16 protein-coding genes are annotated in these 14808 nt (G+C 59.8%); 13 read left to right on the top strand and 3 right to left on the bottom strand.

Annotation, left to right across the window (positions count from 1 at the left end; genetic code table 11):
* Window positions 1-87: 87 nt before the first annotated feature.
* From xdhA to KQI82_RS10735, 4 genes are all read left to right on the top strand, one after another.
* On the top strand, window positions 88-2382 hold the full coding sequence (gene xdhA / locus KQI82_RS10750) for a xanthine dehydrogenase subunit XdhA (protein WP_216632754.1): 2295 nt from the start codon (window positions 88-90) through the stop codon (window positions 2380-2382).
* Window positions 2383-2396: 14 nt separating this feature from the next.
* Window positions 2397-3278 carry a xanthine dehydrogenase subunit XdhB gene (gene xdhB, locus KQI82_RS10745; RefSeq protein ID WP_216632753.1) on the top strand — a complete coding sequence of 294 codons (882 nt, stop codon included), beginning with the start codon at window positions 2397-2399 and terminating at the stop codon, window positions 3276-3278.
* On the top strand, window positions 3278-3784 hold the full coding sequence (gene xdhC / locus KQI82_RS10740) for a xanthine dehydrogenase subunit XdhC (RefSeq protein WP_216632752.1): 507 nt from the start codon (window positions 3278-3280) through the stop codon (window positions 3782-3784). Before xdhB ends, xdhC begins: the two co-directional genes overlap by 1 nt.
* Before the next feature lie 110 nt (window positions 3785-3894).
* Window positions 3895-4548: a cytidylate kinase-like family protein gene (locus KQI82_RS10735; RefSeq protein ID WP_216632751.1), complete on the top strand. Its 654-nt coding sequence runs from the start codon at window positions 3895-3897 to the stop codon at window positions 4546-4548.
* A 76-nt stretch (window positions 4549-4624) separates the two neighbouring features.
* Here KQI82_RS10735 and KQI82_RS10730 read toward each other — a convergent pair whose 3' ends face one another.
* Entirely contained in the window at window positions 4625-4990 is a 366-nt protein-coding gene (locus KQI82_RS10730; RefSeq protein ID WP_216632750.1) for a winged helix-turn-helix domain-containing protein, read from the bottom strand.
* A 128-nt stretch (window positions 4991-5118) separates the two neighbouring features.
* On the opposite strand from KQI82_RS10730, the gene yqeC reads away from it, so the two are divergent.
* The 3 genes from yqeC to selD are packed head-to-tail and all read left to right on the top strand — an operon-like array spanning window position 5119 to window position 7615.
* Entirely contained in the window at window positions 5119-5775 is a 657-nt protein-coding gene (gene yqeC, locus KQI82_RS10725; RefSeq protein WP_241426695.1) for a selenium cofactor biosynthesis protein YqeC, read from the top strand.
* Window positions 5763-6560, top strand: coding sequence for a selenium-dependent molybdenum cofactor biosynthesis protein YqeB (yqeB, locus tag KQI82_RS10720; RefSeq protein WP_216632749.1), 798 nt, complete (start codon window positions 5763-5765; stop codon window positions 6558-6560). Before yqeC ends, yqeB begins: the two co-directional genes overlap by 13 nt.
* A gap of 14 nt (window positions 6561-6574) precedes the next feature.
* A complete protein-coding gene (selD, locus tag KQI82_RS10715; protein WP_216632748.1) occupies window positions 6575-7615 on the top strand; it encodes a selenide, water dikinase SelD in 1041 nt (346 codons plus the stop codon).
* On the opposite strand, the gene KQI82_RS10710 is transcribed toward selD, so the two are convergent.
* Window positions 7602-8750, bottom strand: a complete 1149-nt coding sequence (locus KQI82_RS10710) for an aminotransferase class V-fold PLP-dependent enzyme (protein ID WP_216632747.1) — start codon at window positions 8748-8750, stop codon at window positions 7602-7604. The genes selD and KQI82_RS10710 overlap by 14 nt on opposite strands.
* 50 nt (window positions 8751-8800) lie before the next feature.
* On the opposite strand from KQI82_RS10710, the gene KQI82_RS10705 reads away from it, so the two are divergent.
* From KQI82_RS10705 to KQI82_RS10680, 6 genes are all read left to right on the top strand, one after another.
* Complete coding sequence (locus KQI82_RS10705) at window positions 8801-9751, top strand: selenium metabolism-associated LysR family transcriptional regulator (protein WP_216632746.1); 951 nt, start codon at window positions 8801-8803, stop codon at window positions 9749-9751.
* Between the two features lie 122 nt (window positions 9752-9873).
* On the top strand, window positions 9874-10986 hold the full coding sequence (yedE, locus tag KQI82_RS10700) for a YedE family putative selenium transporter (RefSeq protein ID WP_216632745.1): 1113 nt from the start codon (window positions 9874-9876) through the stop codon (window positions 10984-10986).
* Window positions 10987-11002: 16 nt separating this feature from the next.
* Window positions 11003-11209: a sulfurtransferase TusA family protein gene (locus KQI82_RS10695; RefSeq protein WP_216632744.1), complete on the top strand. Its 207-nt coding sequence runs from the start codon at window positions 11003-11005 to the stop codon at window positions 11207-11209.
* Window positions 11206-11448, top strand: a complete 243-nt coding sequence (locus KQI82_RS10690; protein ID WP_216632743.1) for a putative Se/S carrier protein — start codon at window positions 11206-11208, stop codon at window positions 11446-11448. The genes KQI82_RS10695 and KQI82_RS10690 overlap by 4 nt, the downstream gene beginning before the upstream one ends.
* A gap of 562 nt (window positions 11449-12010) precedes the next feature.
* Window positions 12011-12676, top strand: a complete 666-nt coding sequence (locus KQI82_RS10685; RefSeq protein ID WP_216632742.1) for a LysM peptidoglycan-binding domain-containing protein — start codon at window positions 12011-12013, stop codon at window positions 12674-12676.
* A complete protein-coding gene (locus tag KQI82_RS10680) occupies window positions 12670-12900 on the top strand; it encodes a LysM peptidoglycan-binding domain-containing protein (RefSeq protein ID WP_216632741.1) in 231 nt (76 codons plus the stop codon). Before KQI82_RS10685 ends, KQI82_RS10680 begins: the two co-directional genes overlap by 7 nt.
* Before the next feature lie 423 nt (window positions 12901-13323).
* On the opposite strand, the gene KQI82_RS10675 is transcribed toward KQI82_RS10680, so the two are convergent.
* Complete coding sequence (locus KQI82_RS10675) at window positions 13324-14625, bottom strand: IS4 family transposase (RefSeq protein ID WP_216632740.1); 1302 nt, start codon at window positions 14623-14625, stop codon at window positions 13324-13326.
* Between the last annotated feature and the right edge of the window lie 183 nt (window positions 14626-14808).

Here is a 14808-nt window from a genome sequence, read left to right as displayed (position 1 = left end):
AATTGACCCTGTGATATAATCTATGGAAATAGCAGAAATAAGCCTGTGTAATCATGGACTTGCGCAGCAGGTAAAGGAGGCCATAAAATGAGTACAAGTGTAGGGCAGAGCAAGGTCCGCGTGGACGCCTACGACAAGGCGGCCGGCCGGGCCAAATACACCGACGACCTGTGCGACAAAAGCGCTCTGATCGCAAAGATCCTCCATTCCACCATCGCCCACGGCTTGGTGAAGTCTGTGGACACCTCTGCGGCGGAGCAGATCCCCGGCGTGGTGAAGGTGATTACCTGCCTGGACGTGCCGGACTATAAGTTCCCCACCGCGGGACACCCCTGGTCCACGGATCCGGCCCACCAGGATGTGGCGGACCGGCTGCTGCTGAACCGGCATGTGCGCTACTACGGCGACGATGTGGCCGTGGTGGTGGCTGAGGATGAGGTGGCCGCCATGCAGGGCGTGCGGGCGCTGAAGGTGGAGTATGAGGAATATCCCTTTGTGCTGGACGCACAGGAGGCCATGGCCGACGGAGCGCCCCAGGTGCAGGAGGACTTTCCCGGAAACATCCTGGCCCACACCAGCATTCGCAAGGGCGATCTGGAGAAGGCTCTTCAGGAGCCGGGCCTGATCAAGGTGGAGGGCTGGTACGACACGCCCACGGTCCAGCACTGCCACATTGAAAACCACGTCTGCTTTGCCAGTATGGAGGCCGGGCGGATCACCGTGGTGTCCTCCACCCAGATTCCCCATATCATCCGCCGGGTGGTGGGCCAGGCCCTGGGCATTCCCTGGGGCAAGGTGCGTATTGTGAAGCCCTACATAGGCGGCGGATTCGGCAATAAGCAGGACGCGCTCTATGAGCCGCTGTGCGCCTACCTCACCACTCAGGTGGGAGGACGGCTGGTGAAGTTGGAATGCACCCGGGAGGAAACCTTTGTCTCCAACCGTGTGCGCCACGCCATCCGCACCCATATCATCTCCTGGGTGCGGTCGGACGGCACCCTTGCGGCCCGGAAGTTTGAGGCGTTTTCAAACCAGGGCGCCTACGCCTCCCACGGCCACGGCGTGGTGGCCAAGGGCATGGGAGCCTTCCCCCAGCTCTACCCCTGCGATAATGTGGAGTGCGACTGCTGGTCCGTGTTCACCAACCGGCCCGCCGCGGGGGCCATGCGGGGCTACGGCATCCCTCAGGCTATGTTTGCAGGAGAGTGCCATATCGACGACATCTGCTTGAGCCTCGGCATGGACCCGCTGGAGTTCCGCCGGAGAAATCTGATGCCGGTGGGCTATGTGGACGGTTTTTCCAAAAATGAACTCTATGACGATACCTTCAACCAGTGCCTTGAACGGGGCATGGAGGTCATCGATTACCAGCGCAAATGGAAGGCCTATCAGAACCAGACCGGGCCTGTCCGCCGGGGCGTGGGCATGGCCGTGTTCTGGTACAACACCGCCGTCTGGCCCATTTCTCTGGAGTCCTCCTCCTGCCGCATGGTGCTCAACCAGGACGGCTCGCTCCAGTTCCAGACCGGCGAGACGGAGATTGGGCAGGGCTGCGACACCGCCTACACCCAGATGGTGGCCGACGCGGTGGGCGTACCCTTTGAGGATGTCCACGTGATCTCCTCCCAGGATACGGATGTGACGCCCTTCGGCACCGGTGCCTATGCCTCCCGCCAGACCTACATCGGCGGCTTCTCCATCATGCAGACCGGCCTGCTGCTGCGCCAGCGGATTTTGAACTACGCCCATGAGCTGACCAGGATGCCGGTTGCCACGCTGGACCTTTCGGACGGCAGGATCATCCGCAAGGGGGACGGCCGGGTGTTGATGACCTTGGGCGAGCTGGCCACGGAGGCGCTGTACTCCACCACCAACAGCCAGCATCTCACGGCGGAGTCAACCGCTCAGATCAAATCCAACGCCTACTCCTTTGGCTGCTCCATAGCGGAGGTGGAGGTGGACATTCCGATGTGTAAAGTGAAACTGCTGAACATGGTCAATGTCCACGATTGCGGCCGGCTCATCAATCCGGCCCTGGCCGAGGCCCAGGTCCACGGCGGCATGTCCATGGCGATTGGCTACGGACTCAGCGAGGAGTTGAAGTTTGACCCCAAGACGGGCAAGCCGCTGAACAACAACCTCTTGGACTATAAGCTGTCCACCTGCATGGACCATCCGGACCTGGAGGCCCGGTTTGTGGAGAACCTGGAGCCCACCTCGCCTTACGGCACCAAGTCCTTAGGCGAACCGCCGGCCTGCTCCGGTGCCCCGGCCATTCGCAATGCCGTCCTGCAGGCCACCGGCGTGGCGGTGGACAGGTGTCCCATCACGCCCCACGTCCTGTTTGAAGCGTTCAAAGAGGCCGGGCTGATTACCGATTGAAGGAGGGATGAGCCATGTATGATATGAAAGCGCTGTATGAGGCCCGGAGTGTGGCCGACGCGGTGCGGCTGCGCCAGGAGCATCCCCAAGCCCAGATCATCGCCGGCGGCTCCGACGTGCTGGTACAGATGCGGGAGGGGAAACGCGCCGGCGCGGAGCTGATCTCCATCTATGGCATCGACGAACTGCGGGGCGTTACCCTGGAGGAGGATGGCACGCTGCGCATCGGAAGCCTGACCAGCTTTTCCCACATCACCCGCCACCCTCTTATCCAAAAGTACATCAACGTGCTGGGCCAGGCGGTGGATCAGGTGGGCGGCCCCCAGATCCGGAACATCGGCACCATTGGCGGCAACACCTGCAACGGCGTGACCTCCGCCGATTCCGCCTCCACGCTCCACGCCTATGAGGCCATTGTGGAGCTCATCGGCCCAGAAGGGGTGCGGCGCGTCCCCATTGAAAAGTTCTACATCAAGGCCGGCGTGGTGGACATCCGCCCCGGTGAGATTCAGACGGCCCTCCTCATTCCAAAGGACAGCTATCAGGATACCGTTGGCCACTACATCAAATATGCCATGCGCAATGCAATGGACATCGCAACCCTTGGGTGCAGCGTCAACGTCCGCCTGAGCAGGGATAAAAGGACCGTGCTCCGCGCCCGCATCGCCTACGGCGTGGCCGGGCCGGTGCCCATGCGCTGCCCCGGCGCCGAGGCCGCGGCCAACGGCAGGGCGGTTTCGGAGGAGATGGTGGAGGCGTTCAGCCGCGCGGTGCTGGAGGACATCCACCCCCGCGACAGCTGGCGGGCCTCCAAGGCCTTCCGGGAGCACATTGCCGTGGAATCGGCAAGGCGCTGCATGCGGGAATCCATCCGTCTTGCGGGAGGTGAGCTGTAATGGAGAAGCAGTTTAAGCTGGTGCGATGCACCATCAACGGCAAAGAGGTGGAGCAGATGGTGGATGTGCGCGCCTCTCTCACCGACATGCTCCGGGGTGACTACCGGCTGACCTCTGTAAAAAAGGGCTGCGAGGTGGGGGAGTGCGGCGCCTGTACCGTCCTCATCGACGGCGAGGCGTTTAACTCCTGCATCTACTTGGCGGTGTGGGCCGACGGCAAGCACATCCAGACGCTGGAGGGACTCCTTGGACCCAATGGGGAGCTCAGCGACATCCAGCAGGCCTTTGTGGAGGAGGCGGCCATCCAGTGCGGCTTCTGCACCCCGGGCTTTATCCTGACGGCGACGGAGATTCTCAATTCCGGGAAGGAATACAGCGATGAGGAGCTGCGAAAGCTGCTCTCCGGCCACCTCTGCCGCTGCACGGGGTATGAGAACATCCTGCGGGCGGTAAAAAAGACCATGTACCGCCGCTTGGGCAAGAAAGCCGAAACCCGCATGTCATAAATATACAAAACGGCGCGTGGAGAAAATTCCGCGCGCTTTTTTGTAACTTCCCGTAATTGACGTTGCGGCGATTTGGATTTATAATAAGGATAAGCAAAGGAGGGATCACTATGTCAACAAAAACCATCATCACAATCGGCAGACAGTACGGCAGCGGCGGTAAGGAAATCGGTATCCGGCTGTCCAAAGAACTGGGAATCCCGTTCTATGACAAGGAGCTGCTCAAGCGCGCGGCGCAGCAGAGCGGCCTGTGCGAAAAGGTCTTTGAAAGCTTTGACGAAAAGCCAAGGAGCCTGCTGTATTCCATTGCCATGGACCCCTATGCGTTCTCCTTTGCCGGGGGCATGGAGGGGGACTCTCTGGAGCAGAGGGTGTACCTTGCCACCTTTGACACCATCCGCCATCTGGCGGACCAGGGTCCCTGCGTCATCATCGGGCGGTGCGCGGACTACGCGCTTCAGGAGTATCCCAATCACCTGAGCCTGTTCATCCACGCGCCCATGGCCAAGCGGATCGAGCGGGTGGCCAGACGGCTGAATACCACGCCGGAGAAGGCCAAGACGGCGATTATCAAGACCGACAAGCGTCGGGCGTCTTACTATGAGTATTACTCCTCCCGCAAATGGGGCGATGTGGGCAGTTACGACTTCTGCCTGGACAGCAGCTACCTGGGCACCGGCGGGACTGTTGAGCTGATCCGCGCCATCCTTCAGGAGATTGAGCATCCCCATCCCAGCACCACGGAAGTGGATCCCGAGGAATGATACCTTTCATTGGATCAAAAGAGAGCGGGCATTATTGCCCGCTCTCTTTTAGTCTGCCTGCGCGTATAAACAGCAGCTATTTTGAGGATTGGTCTTTTGCGCAAAAGGGGAAGACCTCCCGGAAGAGCTGCTCCCCATAGGACTCTATCTGGGTGCAGTAGCGCCGGTAGGAGGTCAGAATCTGCCGCGCCTCCTCTGTCAGGACGGCACCTCCGCCGCCCCGCCCGCCGGTGGTGGAGAAGAGCAGCTTGCAGCCGAAGCCCGCCTCGGCGGCACGGATAATTTTCCAGGCCTTGGAGTAAGCCATATCCATGCGCATTGCCGCGGCGCGCAGAGAATGCACCTCGTCCACCAAGGCCAGCAGCTGGGCGACCCCGGGGCCGAAACACTTCTCCTCCGCGAAGAGGCGCACAGTCAGTTTTACGGTCAAATTCTGTTTCATATCCATATTTTATCATTGATAAAATCGTTCGTCAACGTTTAAGGCAAAAGTTCGCTGATTCCTGTGTTGACAGGACTTGGAGGGCGTGTTACTCTAAGTGGGAATGCAGACGGAAGGCTTGTGAGAACATGATTTGCTTTTACCGGGTCCTGGATATCCAGCCGGGCGTCACAACGGTCATCGGCAGCGGAGGGAAGTCCTTGCTGCTCTCCACCTTGGGCCGGGAACTTCCGGGGACGGTGATTCTATGCACCACCACCAGGATTTATCCCATTGGCCGGACGCTGTGCACTCCCGGAGCGGAGGAAGTGCGTCAGGCGCTGAAGCGCTGGGGCACGGTGTGCATTGGCACAGAGCTCCCCAATGGGAAGATAGGTCCTCCCCGGCAGTCCATCCCACTGCTGATGGAGATAGCCGACTATGTGATCGTGGAGGGGGACGGGGCGGCCGGTCTGCCGCTGAAGGCCCATGCGCCCCATGAGCCGGTCATTCCGGCGCAGAGCGGGCAGATCATCCAGGTGGTGGGGTTTTCCGGCATGGGGCAAACCATCCGGGAGGCGGCCCACCGGCCGGAGCGCTATGCCCAGCTGGCCGGAGCGGAGCTGGAGGACGCGGTGACGCCGCGCATGGCCGCTGCGGTTATCAACCAAGAGGGCCTTTGCGGGCGGGTTCTAATCAATCAGGTGGACGAGCCCTCCCAACAGGCGGAGGAGATGGCCTCGCTTTTGCAGGTACCGGCAGCGCTGGGCTCGCTGCGGAAAGGATGGACTTCATGCTTGTTTTGATCCGTGGCGCGGGTGACATTGCCACCGGCATTGCACTGCGCCTGTGGCGCAGCGGGATGCTGGTGGTGATGACCGATCTGCCCTGGCCCACCGCCATCCGGAGAACGGTTTGCTTTTCAACAGCCATCACCGAAGGAGAGACAGCGGTGGAAGGCGTGCGTGCGGTCCGGGCGGAGGACGCGGCCCAGGCGCGGCAGGTCCTGGAACAGGGGGCCATTCCGGTCCTTGCGGACCCGAAGTGCCGCTGCCGGGAGGCGCTGAGGCCCGATGTGCTGGTGGACGCCATCCTGGCCAAGCGGAACCTGGGGACCAGAATCACAGACGCCCCGGCGGTGATCGGCGTGGGCCCCGGCTTCACCGCCGGAGAGGACTGCCATGCCGTGGTGGAAACCATGCGGGGCCATGCCATGGGACGGGTCATCCGGCAAGGCTCCGCGCTGCCCAATACCGGCGTCCCCGGCGAGATCGGCGGCTACGGGGAGGAGCGGGTGCTTCGGGCGCCGGCCCAGGGCATCTTCCGCCCGACTGCGCAGATCGGCGACCGGGTCAAGGCGGGGGAGATTGTGGGCTATGTGGCGGATTATCCCATGGTGAGCGCCATCGATGGAATTCTGCGGGGCATCCTGCCCAAGGGGACAAGGGTCCATATGGGGATGAAAAGCGGAGACGTGGACCCCCGGTGTCAGAAAGAGCATTGTTACTTTGTATCAGATAAGGCCCTGGCCGTGGGCGGCGGCGTGCTGGAAGCATGCCTGGCCCTGACCGGCGCGCTGGTGGAACAATAAAAGGAGAAAAAGCTATGGAAGAACAGAACATCAAATTGACCAAGCTGGCCAAGTGCGCCGGCTGCGGCGCCAAGGTGGGCGCGGGCGTGCTGGCCCAGCTGTTAGAGGGGATCAAGGTACATCACGACCCCAACCTGCTGGTGGGTTTTGACAAGAGCGACGACGCTTCGGTCTACAAGATCAGCGACGATCTGGCTCTGGTCCAGACGGTGGACTTTTTCCCGCCCATCGCCGACGACCCCTATCTCTTCGGCCAGATCGCGGCCACCAATGCCCTTTCGGACGTGTACGCCATGGGAGGCGAGCCCAAGCTGTGCCTGAACATCATGGCCATCCCCGAGGACATGCCAAGGGACGCGGTGCATCAGCTGCTCCGGGGCGGCTATGACAAGGTCTACGAGGCCGGCGCGCTGATCACCGGCGGCCACAGCATCTTGGACGACGAGCCCAAGTACGGCCTGTGCGTCACCGGATTCGTACATCCCGACAAGATGCTCAGCAACTCCAACGCCAAGCCCGGCGACGTGCTGCTGCTGACCAAGCCCATCGGCATTGGCGTGCTGACCAGCGCGGCCAAGGCGGAACTCCTGTCCAGGGAGGGCCAGGAGCTGGCCAACCGCATGATGACCACGCTGAACAAGGCGGCCCGGGACGCTATGGTGAAGTACGAGGTTCACTCCTGCACCGATGTCACCGGCTTCGGCCTGCTGGGCCACAGCTATGAGATGGCCCAGGGCAGCGATGTGGAGATCATCCTCCACGTGGACGACATCGACCTGATTCCCGAGGCGCTGGAGTTTGCCCGGATGGGCGTGCTGCCGGCGGGCATGTACCGCAACCGCACCTTTGCCGCCCCCGGCGTGGACGCAGGAGAGGTGGAGCTTGCCAAGCAGGATTTGCTCTACGATCCCCAGACCGCCGGCGGGCTGCTGATCGCGGTGGCGCCCCAGGATGCCGACGCCCTGTTTGAGGAGCTCAAGGGCGCGGTGCCCAGCGCCCAGCGCATCGGGACCGTAGGGGAGTATCAGGGCGGAGAGCGCATCAAGCTCCGCTGAGTTCCCGCAGGGCGGCGAGCGCCGCGTCCACGTCTTCTTTGCTGTTGGCAAAGCCCAGGGAGAAACGGACCGTGCCCTGGGGGAAGGTTCCTAAGGTCTTATGGGCCGATGGAGCGCAGTGGAGGCCGCAGCGGGTCAAAATCCCGTACTCCGTCTCCAGGCGGAAGGCGGCTTCAGCGTTATCCTGGTTGAGAAAGTCCACGGAGAGCACGCCCACCCGGCATCTGAGGTCCCGGGTGCCGCACAGGCGCAGGCCGGGAAGGTCAGAGAGGCCGTCCAAAAAGCGGCCGCAAAGCTCCATCTCGTGGGCGCGGAGCGCGTCCACGCCCTGCTCCTCCACAAACCCCACAGCAGCCTCAAAGCCGTAGATGCCCGGCATGTTGGGCGTCCCGGACTCAAAGCGGTCCGGCAGATAGGGCGGCAGGTATTCGCTGTCCGAGGCGCTGCCGGTACCGCCGGCAATCAGAGGCGTCAGCTGTCCGGCGAACTCCTCTCCCAGTACCAGCGCGCCAATGCCGGAGGGACCAAGCAGCCCTTTGTGGCCCGGGACCGCCATGGCTGAGAGCCCAAAACGCTGAAAGTCAATGGGGTAGTGGCCCGCGGTTTGGGCGGCGTCCAGGGCAAAGGGAATCCCGTGCCGGGCGCAGATATCGCCGATGGCCTGGGCGTCCTGTACGGTGCCGCAGACATTGGAGCCATGGGCCAGGATCACCAGACGGGTATTCTTCCGGATGAGGCCGGGCAGGGCGTCCACCTGTACCAGCCCCTTGTCGTCGCAGGGGATGCGGTCCACCTCCACGCCCTCCATCCGAAGCAGGGGGCGCATGACGGCGTTATGCTCCATGGAGCTGACGATGCAGTGGTCGCCGGGGCGCAGGAAGCCGCTGAGGATCATGTTCAATCCGGCGGTGGCGCCGGGCGTCAGGATGACGTGGGTGGGCGGCCCGGAAAAGGAGAAGAGCCTGCCCAGCCGCTGGCGCAGCTGCAGCGTCACAAGCCCGGCGTCCTGCGCGCTTGCGTAGACGGAGCGGTTGATGGTGGCGCCTATGCGGTCCATATAGCGCTTCATACTGTCGCTGACACCAGCGGGTTTTGGAAATGATGTGGCCGCGTTGTCCAGATAGATGGTATTCATGAAATATCCCTCCTGTAAGAGAGCATACCACATCAAGCGGAGAAAGTCATATGGAAAGAAACGATAAGAAGGGGAAGCGGATGCTGGAAATCAACCTGAGACAGCTGGAGGCCTTTGTGACCACGGCTGAATACAGTAGCTTTACCCGTGCTGCTGAGGAGCTGTATTTGACGCAGTCCACCGTCAGCGCCCATATCCGCGCCCTGGAGCAGGCCTTGGGCGCTCAGCTGATCCTGCGGGGCGCCCGGAGAAAGGTGTCGCTGACGGAGGAGGGCAAGCGGGTGTACGGCGCGGCCAGGGATGTGCTGGGCCGCTGCCAGGCCCTCCAGGAGATGACGGAGCGTTCCCGGGGCGGTGAGCTGACCATCGGGGCTTCGACCGTGCCGGCCCAGCATGTGCTGCCGGAGCTGCTGCCCGGTTTTCTGCACAAGTATGGAGACAGCCGCTACCTGCTGCGCCGGGGCGACAGCGCCCAGGTCCACAAGCTGTTGGAGCAGGGCGAGGTCCGGCTGGGCTTTGTAGGCGCCGCCCTGGACCGCAAGCGCTATACATACCACACCCTGATGGAGGACAAGCTTGTGCTCATCAGCCCCAACACCTCCCACTACCGGGAGTGCCGTGCCCAGGGGTCCGGCGGGCGCGCCCTTTTGCTGCAAGAGCCCATGATCTCCCGGGAGGAGAGCTCCGGGACCAAGCAGGTGCTGAACCAGTATCTGAAAAAGTGCGGCCTGACACCGGAGGAGCTGCATATTGTGGCGCGGATGGACAGCCCCGAGACCATCAAAAACACAGTGGCCCAGGGGATGGGCGTCTCCGTGATCTCGGAACTTGCCGTGCGGGAGGAAGTGGACTCGGGAAAGCTGATAGCCTTTGACCTGGATGACGGGGGTGTATACCGTAAAATCTACCTCACCTGGCGCAAGGAGGAGACGCTCAGCAGGATCGAGCAGGAGTTCATCAGCTATATCCGTGGAGAGATCAGAAAAAGATACGATCGGTAAAAACGATCGTATCTTTTTGTTATCGAAAACGGGAATTGGATATTTGCGCCATCAGCTCCTATAATGAATCTTGTTGAAACCGCGGGGCTCCGCGGGAAACTTGTGTGAATAGGAGCATAGAGATGAAAAAGATCAACTGGATTGTAGTGCTTGCCGGCGCGGTGGTAGGCGCGGCGGCCGTGGTGCTGACAGCCCTGGGCAATCCCGCAAACATGGGCTTTTGCATCGCCTGCTTCCTGCGGGACATCGCAGGCGCGGTGGGTATGCACAGCGCGGCAAAGGTGCAGTATGTCCGCCCGGAGATCATCGGCCTGGTGTTGGGCGCCTTGATCATGTCCGTGGCGACCAGGGAGTTTCGCGCCAAAGCGGGATCCTCTCCCGCCACCCGCTTCGTGTTGGGCGCCTTTGTCATGATCGGCGCGCTGGCCTTCCTGGGCTGCCCGCTGCGCATGGTGATCCGCCTGGGCGGCGGAGACGCCAACGCCCTGGTTGGTCTTCTGGGATTCATCATCGGCATTGTCATTGGCGTGCAGTTCCTGAAGGCCGGATTTTCCCTCAAGCGCGCCTACGAGGTGGGCAAGAGCGAGGGCAGCGTGCTGAGCGCGCTGATGGCGGGTCTGCTGATCCTCTTTTTGGCGGTTCCCGCCCTCTTCCGCTTCAGCGAGGAGGGGCCTGGCTCCAAGCATGCGCCGGTGCTGGCGGCTCTTGTGATCGCCCTTGTGGCGGGGGCTCTTGCGCAGAGGGCGCGTCTTTGCATGGTGGGCGGTATCCGCGATGCCATTTTGTTCCGGGATTTCAAGCTGCTCTATGGCTTTGTGGCCATCTTCCTGGTGGTTTTGGCAGGCAACCTGGCCGCCGGCAGCTTCAAGTTCGGCTTTGAGCTGCAGCCCATCGCCCACAGCAGCCACCTGTGGAATCTGCTGGGCATGACCATTGTGGGCTGGGGCAGCGTGCTGTTGGGCGGATGCCCCCTGCGCCAGTTGATCCTGGCCGGAGAGGGCAACGGCGATTCCGCCGTCACGGTGCTTGGCATGGTCGTGGGCGCGGCCTTTGCGCACAACTTTGGCCTGGCCGGCAACGCCGACGCCCTCAATGAGGCCAAGGAGATCGTGGTGGGCGGAATCTCCACCGCCGGTAAGGCCGCGGTCATCATCGGACTGATCGTGATGCTGGGCGTATCGGTGTGGAACCTGCCCAGGAAGGAATCGGTCAGCGCCTCCGTGGAAACGGTTTGAGAAAGGAGAACATACGATGGTTGTTGATGCAAGAGGGTATTCCTGCCCCATGCCCGTGGTGATGGTGCAGAAGGAAGTAAAGAAGTCCGCTCCCGCCTCCCTGGAGGTTCTGGTGGACAACCAGTGCTCTGTGGAGAATGTCACCCGCTTTGGGACAAGCTGCGGTTATCAGGTCACTGTTGCACCGGAGGGCCGGGATTTCCGGCTGAGCCTGAGCAAATGAATCTGTATATTGCCACCTTCCACACCCATCTGTCCGCCCTGATGACCAGCCGGACGCTGACCGGGAAGGGGGTCCGTGCACGGATGATGCCGGTTCCCCGAAAGCTGAGCTCTTCCTGCGGCACCTGCATCCGATACGAGGCGGAGGAGCCGAACCTTGCCACCATGGATGTGGATGTGGAGCGGGTCTATCAGGTGGGACCGGAGGAGCAATACACACTGCTGCTGGAAAATCAGTAAAGAAAAGCAGCCTCCCCTTCGGCAATGTCATTAAGTTAAGCTCTGTTCAGGGCAAAAAAAGCTACCCCCGTCCATTTGAGTGAATGGCCGGGGGTAGCTTTTGCAATATGTTGTCGAAAGACACTTGATTTTCTGTGCATTATCGGTTAAAATTGGATTGGAAACATAAATAGCGGCAGAGCATAGCAGGTTGCAGCCTGCTATGCTCCTATGAAGAGTGTCTTACCCACTCAACACAACAGTCTTACGACTGCACCACATCTCCCATTATACTGTTTCGGCGTTTCCTTTTCAAGTGCAAACAACAGGAAATGGGAACCTATGTGTTACGCTTTGATTGATACAGTCAGGCGGTGTTGAGTTATACGCTCAACACCGCTTTTTATGTTTCCGGCGGACACCCCGGGCGGGGGCGTTGGCTCCCGCCCGCCGGGACCGTCCGTCGGAAATATACGGGCTGACCTTGATAATTGTTCGTTGTGCCGTGGGATGTAGGCCCGGAGAGAAAGGAGAAAGCGCGCGTAAACCGGCACAATAAAACATGAGAGAGGAAGTCCATAGGATGAAAAAATTAGCTACACTTTTCTTGTCCCTTGTCCTGTGCATGGGGCTGGCTGTGCCAGCATTCGCGGCAGGCTATGAAGCCCACACGTTCACGGCAGACGACGCAACAATAGCGTTTGAAGCCGTATCGATTTCAAAGACGACAATTAAACTTGTCGGGATGGAGGGCGACCCTGTATCCAGCGAGGTCACAATGGTCACGATCAAACCCGGTTCCACGGTGACAGTCAAAGACAATGCAGGATATGGTTTTGTTTCGCTGTACGGTTATGTCTTGGAAGAAAGCGGCGTGTATGGTATGACAATGGCCGCATATGAACTTGCCACTGGTACGGCTGACAACGCTTTTGTAGGGAACCCCGATTTGATTATTGAGTTGAGCGGTTCGGATAAGATTTATTTAAAACTGGGTGATGGGAATAGTGCCGCTACGGAACCTGCCACTCCCACCGCGCCCGTTACGCCTGCGGAACCGACAGTCCCGGCGGATAAACCCGCCCAGCCCGAACAGCCCGCCCCCTCCGCGTCCCCGGACACTTACGCCGTGAAAAAGGGCGACACCTACGGCACAATCGCGCTGAACACCTACGGCACTTATGGCGTATGGCGCGAGCTTTACAGCGCCAACAAGAGCGTAAAGCTGGTTCCCGGTGTAGAGTGCTGACCCTGCCCGCGAAACTGGGTAACACCGCCCGCATTTCCGCTCCCGTGGCTGGCACAGGTGAAACCCTCTATACCGTCAAGGCCGGGGACACACTGGGCGCTATCGCAAAGGCCACTTATGGCGATGTGATGAAGTACAAGGCCATCTTTGAGCGCAACAGCGACCGCTTGAAGAACGCCAATACTATCTATGCGGGACAGGTCATCGTCCTGCCCGCGAAATAAAAAACTGATGTGAAACGAGTACCCCCGCCATTTGAAATGGCGGGGGTACTTTTTTTAACTTGTCCCCGCCATGCCTTAAAAATATGTGAGCAAGCCGAAAAAGCCCAAAAAGGGCAATACTCAACATGTCCCTGAAACGATATAGAAGCTGGGCCAAAAGTGAAAATCATTGTTTAAGGAATAAAACTCCCTGTTTTTCATTTGGCGATTTGTCGTAGACAATGTAAAAAATCGTTAAGCGATTTATCGTGTATTTGGTGCTGTATTTTCTTGACGACGCCCTGAAAGCCGCTGTTTCCGGGGCTTTTGCCGCCATTTCTGAAAAGTGATACGCACCAAAAACATGCGTTTGGGTGAGACGGGCAAAGGGCGGCCCGTTCCTGTGTAAAAAATCGTGTAACCCCTAAACCCGGATTTTCGTATTTACGCCGCCACCCGGTAAAGGAATCCCACAAAGGATTTCGGGCGCAGTTTTCGCTCGTCCTGCCGCCCCGGTCTGACCGGCTCGGTGTATCGTGCTATGTCCCGCAGAAGCTGTTCCCCGTCCGCGCCCGGCGTTCGGAAAAACTTCTTGCAGAGATAGGCCGCCATTTTCTGGTTGACATTGTAGAGATATGCCGCCCCTGTGTGCTGTTTGACAACCGCTTGGCTGATGATACGCGAGCAGAGCGACGCGATAATCATGGAAGCGTAAATTTCCTGCCGGGCAAACTCCTCGCTCCGCCCATGAAGATTGACAAGGCCATAATGATACTTGAGCTCTCTGTAGGCAGTTTCTATTCCCCATCTGGCCGCGTAGAGCGCTTTGATTTGCTGTGCCGTAACGCTGGGCGGCAAAGAGGTCGCCAGCGTTTCATACTCGCCCGTATCCAGCAGGACGCGCACGATCCGCAGCTTCATGGGATAGGGCGACGGGAAATCCCACCGCCCCGCCCGCGTGTTTTGGCTATATACGCGGTCTTTCCTCTTTCTCGTTTGCAGGAAAATATATCCCTTTTCTTTATCTTCCTTTGTCTGCGTTGTTGTGATAGTGAAGCTGATTTCCGTATCCAGTTCCCGCATGGGCAGCGTTGCCACTTCGCGCATGGCTCCCCGCCCCTGTTTGACGCGGATGAGAAAGTCCGCGTTGGGCTTTTGCTGTATCGCAGCGAACAGATTGTAGCTGGAAAAGGCCCTGTCAGCCACAAGAAGCGTCTTTTCCTCGAAGTCATGCCACGCGAGAAGGGCGTCCAGAGCGCCGATTTCGTCCTGCTGCGGCTGGGGCTGTATCACGCAAGCCCGATAGCTTTTGTTAAGAATATCATACATGGGGGTGGCGTGCAGCTGGCAATAGCCCTGTGGTGCGCTTGGGTTGCAGACGAAACAGCGGGATTCCGGGTTACGGGCTATGTTGACGGCTGTTCCGTCCACAGCCAGCACCCGATAACCCAGATAGGTCTTGGGTGTGTCATAGCGTGCGTGCAGTTCTGTGAGAATATCCCCCAGCAGCTCGGAGGGGATTTGACGGCGGCGCTGGACAAAGGCGGACGCGCTGATATTCAGTCCCAGCTCGTGCAGTTCCTTTTGCAGGCTGCCGCCCTGCATGAAAAGCAGGGCCTTTATGATGTCCGCCCGGGAAACCTTGCGGCTGCGTGCAGGCTTGTCCAGCGCGGCAAAGGTGCTGTTTTTCAGCACATGGTTGATGACTTCGTCCAGATCAGACGATACGATTTCAGGATAGGCCATAGCCGTTTTCTCCAATGCTTTGATATTCAGCATAAAAAAACAAAGGAGTACAGCGACGCCTGCGGCGTCTGCTGCACTCTCTTCTTTCAACTTCCTTGCCTTTGGAGATTATGGCTTGTCCTAAAATTTGCTTGAAATTTTAGCGGTGACTTTGCCGGGCTTCAACTTCCTGTGTGTGCTTTT

It is taken from the genome of Dysosmobacter acutus, from assembly GCF_018919205.1.
GTDB lineage: Bacteria > Bacillota > Clostridia > Oscillospirales > Oscillospiraceae > Oscillibacter > Oscillibacter acutus.
Note: the sequence above shows the minus strand (reverse complement) of the source record. Positions and strands in the feature narration are given on the sequence as shown.

What these genes read in the sequence shown, in the direction of transcription:
- xdhA (WP_216632754.1), top strand. Translation starts at nt 88, where the DNA reads ATGAGTACAAGTGTAGGGCAGAGCAAGGTCCGCGTGGACGCCTACGAC.
- xdhB (WP_216632753.1), top strand. Translation starts at nt 2,397, where the DNA reads ATGTATGATATGAAAGCGCTGTATGAGGCCCGGAGTGTGGCCGACGCG.
- xdhC (WP_216632752.1), top strand. Translation starts at nt 3,278, where the DNA reads ATGGAGAAGCAGTTTAAGCTGGTGCGATGCACCATCAACGGCAAAGAG.
- KQI82_RS10735 (WP_216632751.1), top strand. Translation starts at nt 3,895, where the DNA reads ATGTCAACAAAAACCATCATCACAATCGGCAGACAGTACGGCAGCGGC.
- KQI82_RS10730 (WP_216632750.1), bottom strand. Translation starts at nt 4,990, where the DNA reads ATGAAACAGAATTTGACCGTAAAACTGACTGTGCGCCTCTTCGCGGAG.
- yqeC (WP_241426695.1), top strand. Translation starts at nt 5,119, where the DNA reads ATGATTTGCTTTTACCGGGTCCTGGATATCCAGCCGGGCGTCACAACG.
- yqeB (WP_216632749.1), top strand. Translation starts at nt 5,763, where the DNA reads ATGCTTGTTTTGATCCGTGGCGCGGGTGACATTGCCACCGGCATTGCA.
- selD (WP_216632748.1), top strand. Translation starts at nt 6,575, where the DNA reads ATGGAAGAACAGAACATCAAATTGACCAAGCTGGCCAAGTGCGCCGGC.
- KQI82_RS10710 (WP_216632747.1), bottom strand. Translation starts at nt 8,750, where the DNA reads ATGAATACCATCTATCTGGACAACGCGGCCACATCATTTCCAAAACCC.
- KQI82_RS10705 (WP_216632746.1), top strand. Translation starts at nt 8,801, where the DNA reads ATGGAAAGAAACGATAAGAAGGGGAAGCGGATGCTGGAAATCAACCTG.
- yedE (WP_216632745.1), top strand. Translation starts at nt 9,874, where the DNA reads ATGAAAAAGATCAACTGGATTGTAGTGCTTGCCGGCGCGGTGGTAGGC.
- KQI82_RS10695 (WP_216632744.1), top strand. Translation starts at nt 11,003, where the DNA reads ATGGTTGTTGATGCAAGAGGGTATTCCTGCCCCATGCCCGTGGTGATG.
- KQI82_RS10690 (WP_216632743.1), top strand. Translation starts at nt 11,206, where the DNA reads ATGAATCTGTATATTGCCACCTTCCACACCCATCTGTCCGCCCTGATG.
- KQI82_RS10685 (WP_216632742.1), top strand. Translation starts at nt 12,011, where the DNA reads ATGAAAAAATTAGCTACACTTTTCTTGTCCCTTGTCCTGTGCATGGGG.
- KQI82_RS10675 (WP_216632740.1), bottom strand. Translation starts at nt 14,625, where the DNA reads ATGGCCTATCCTGAAATCGTATCGTCTGATCTGGACGAAGTCATCAAC.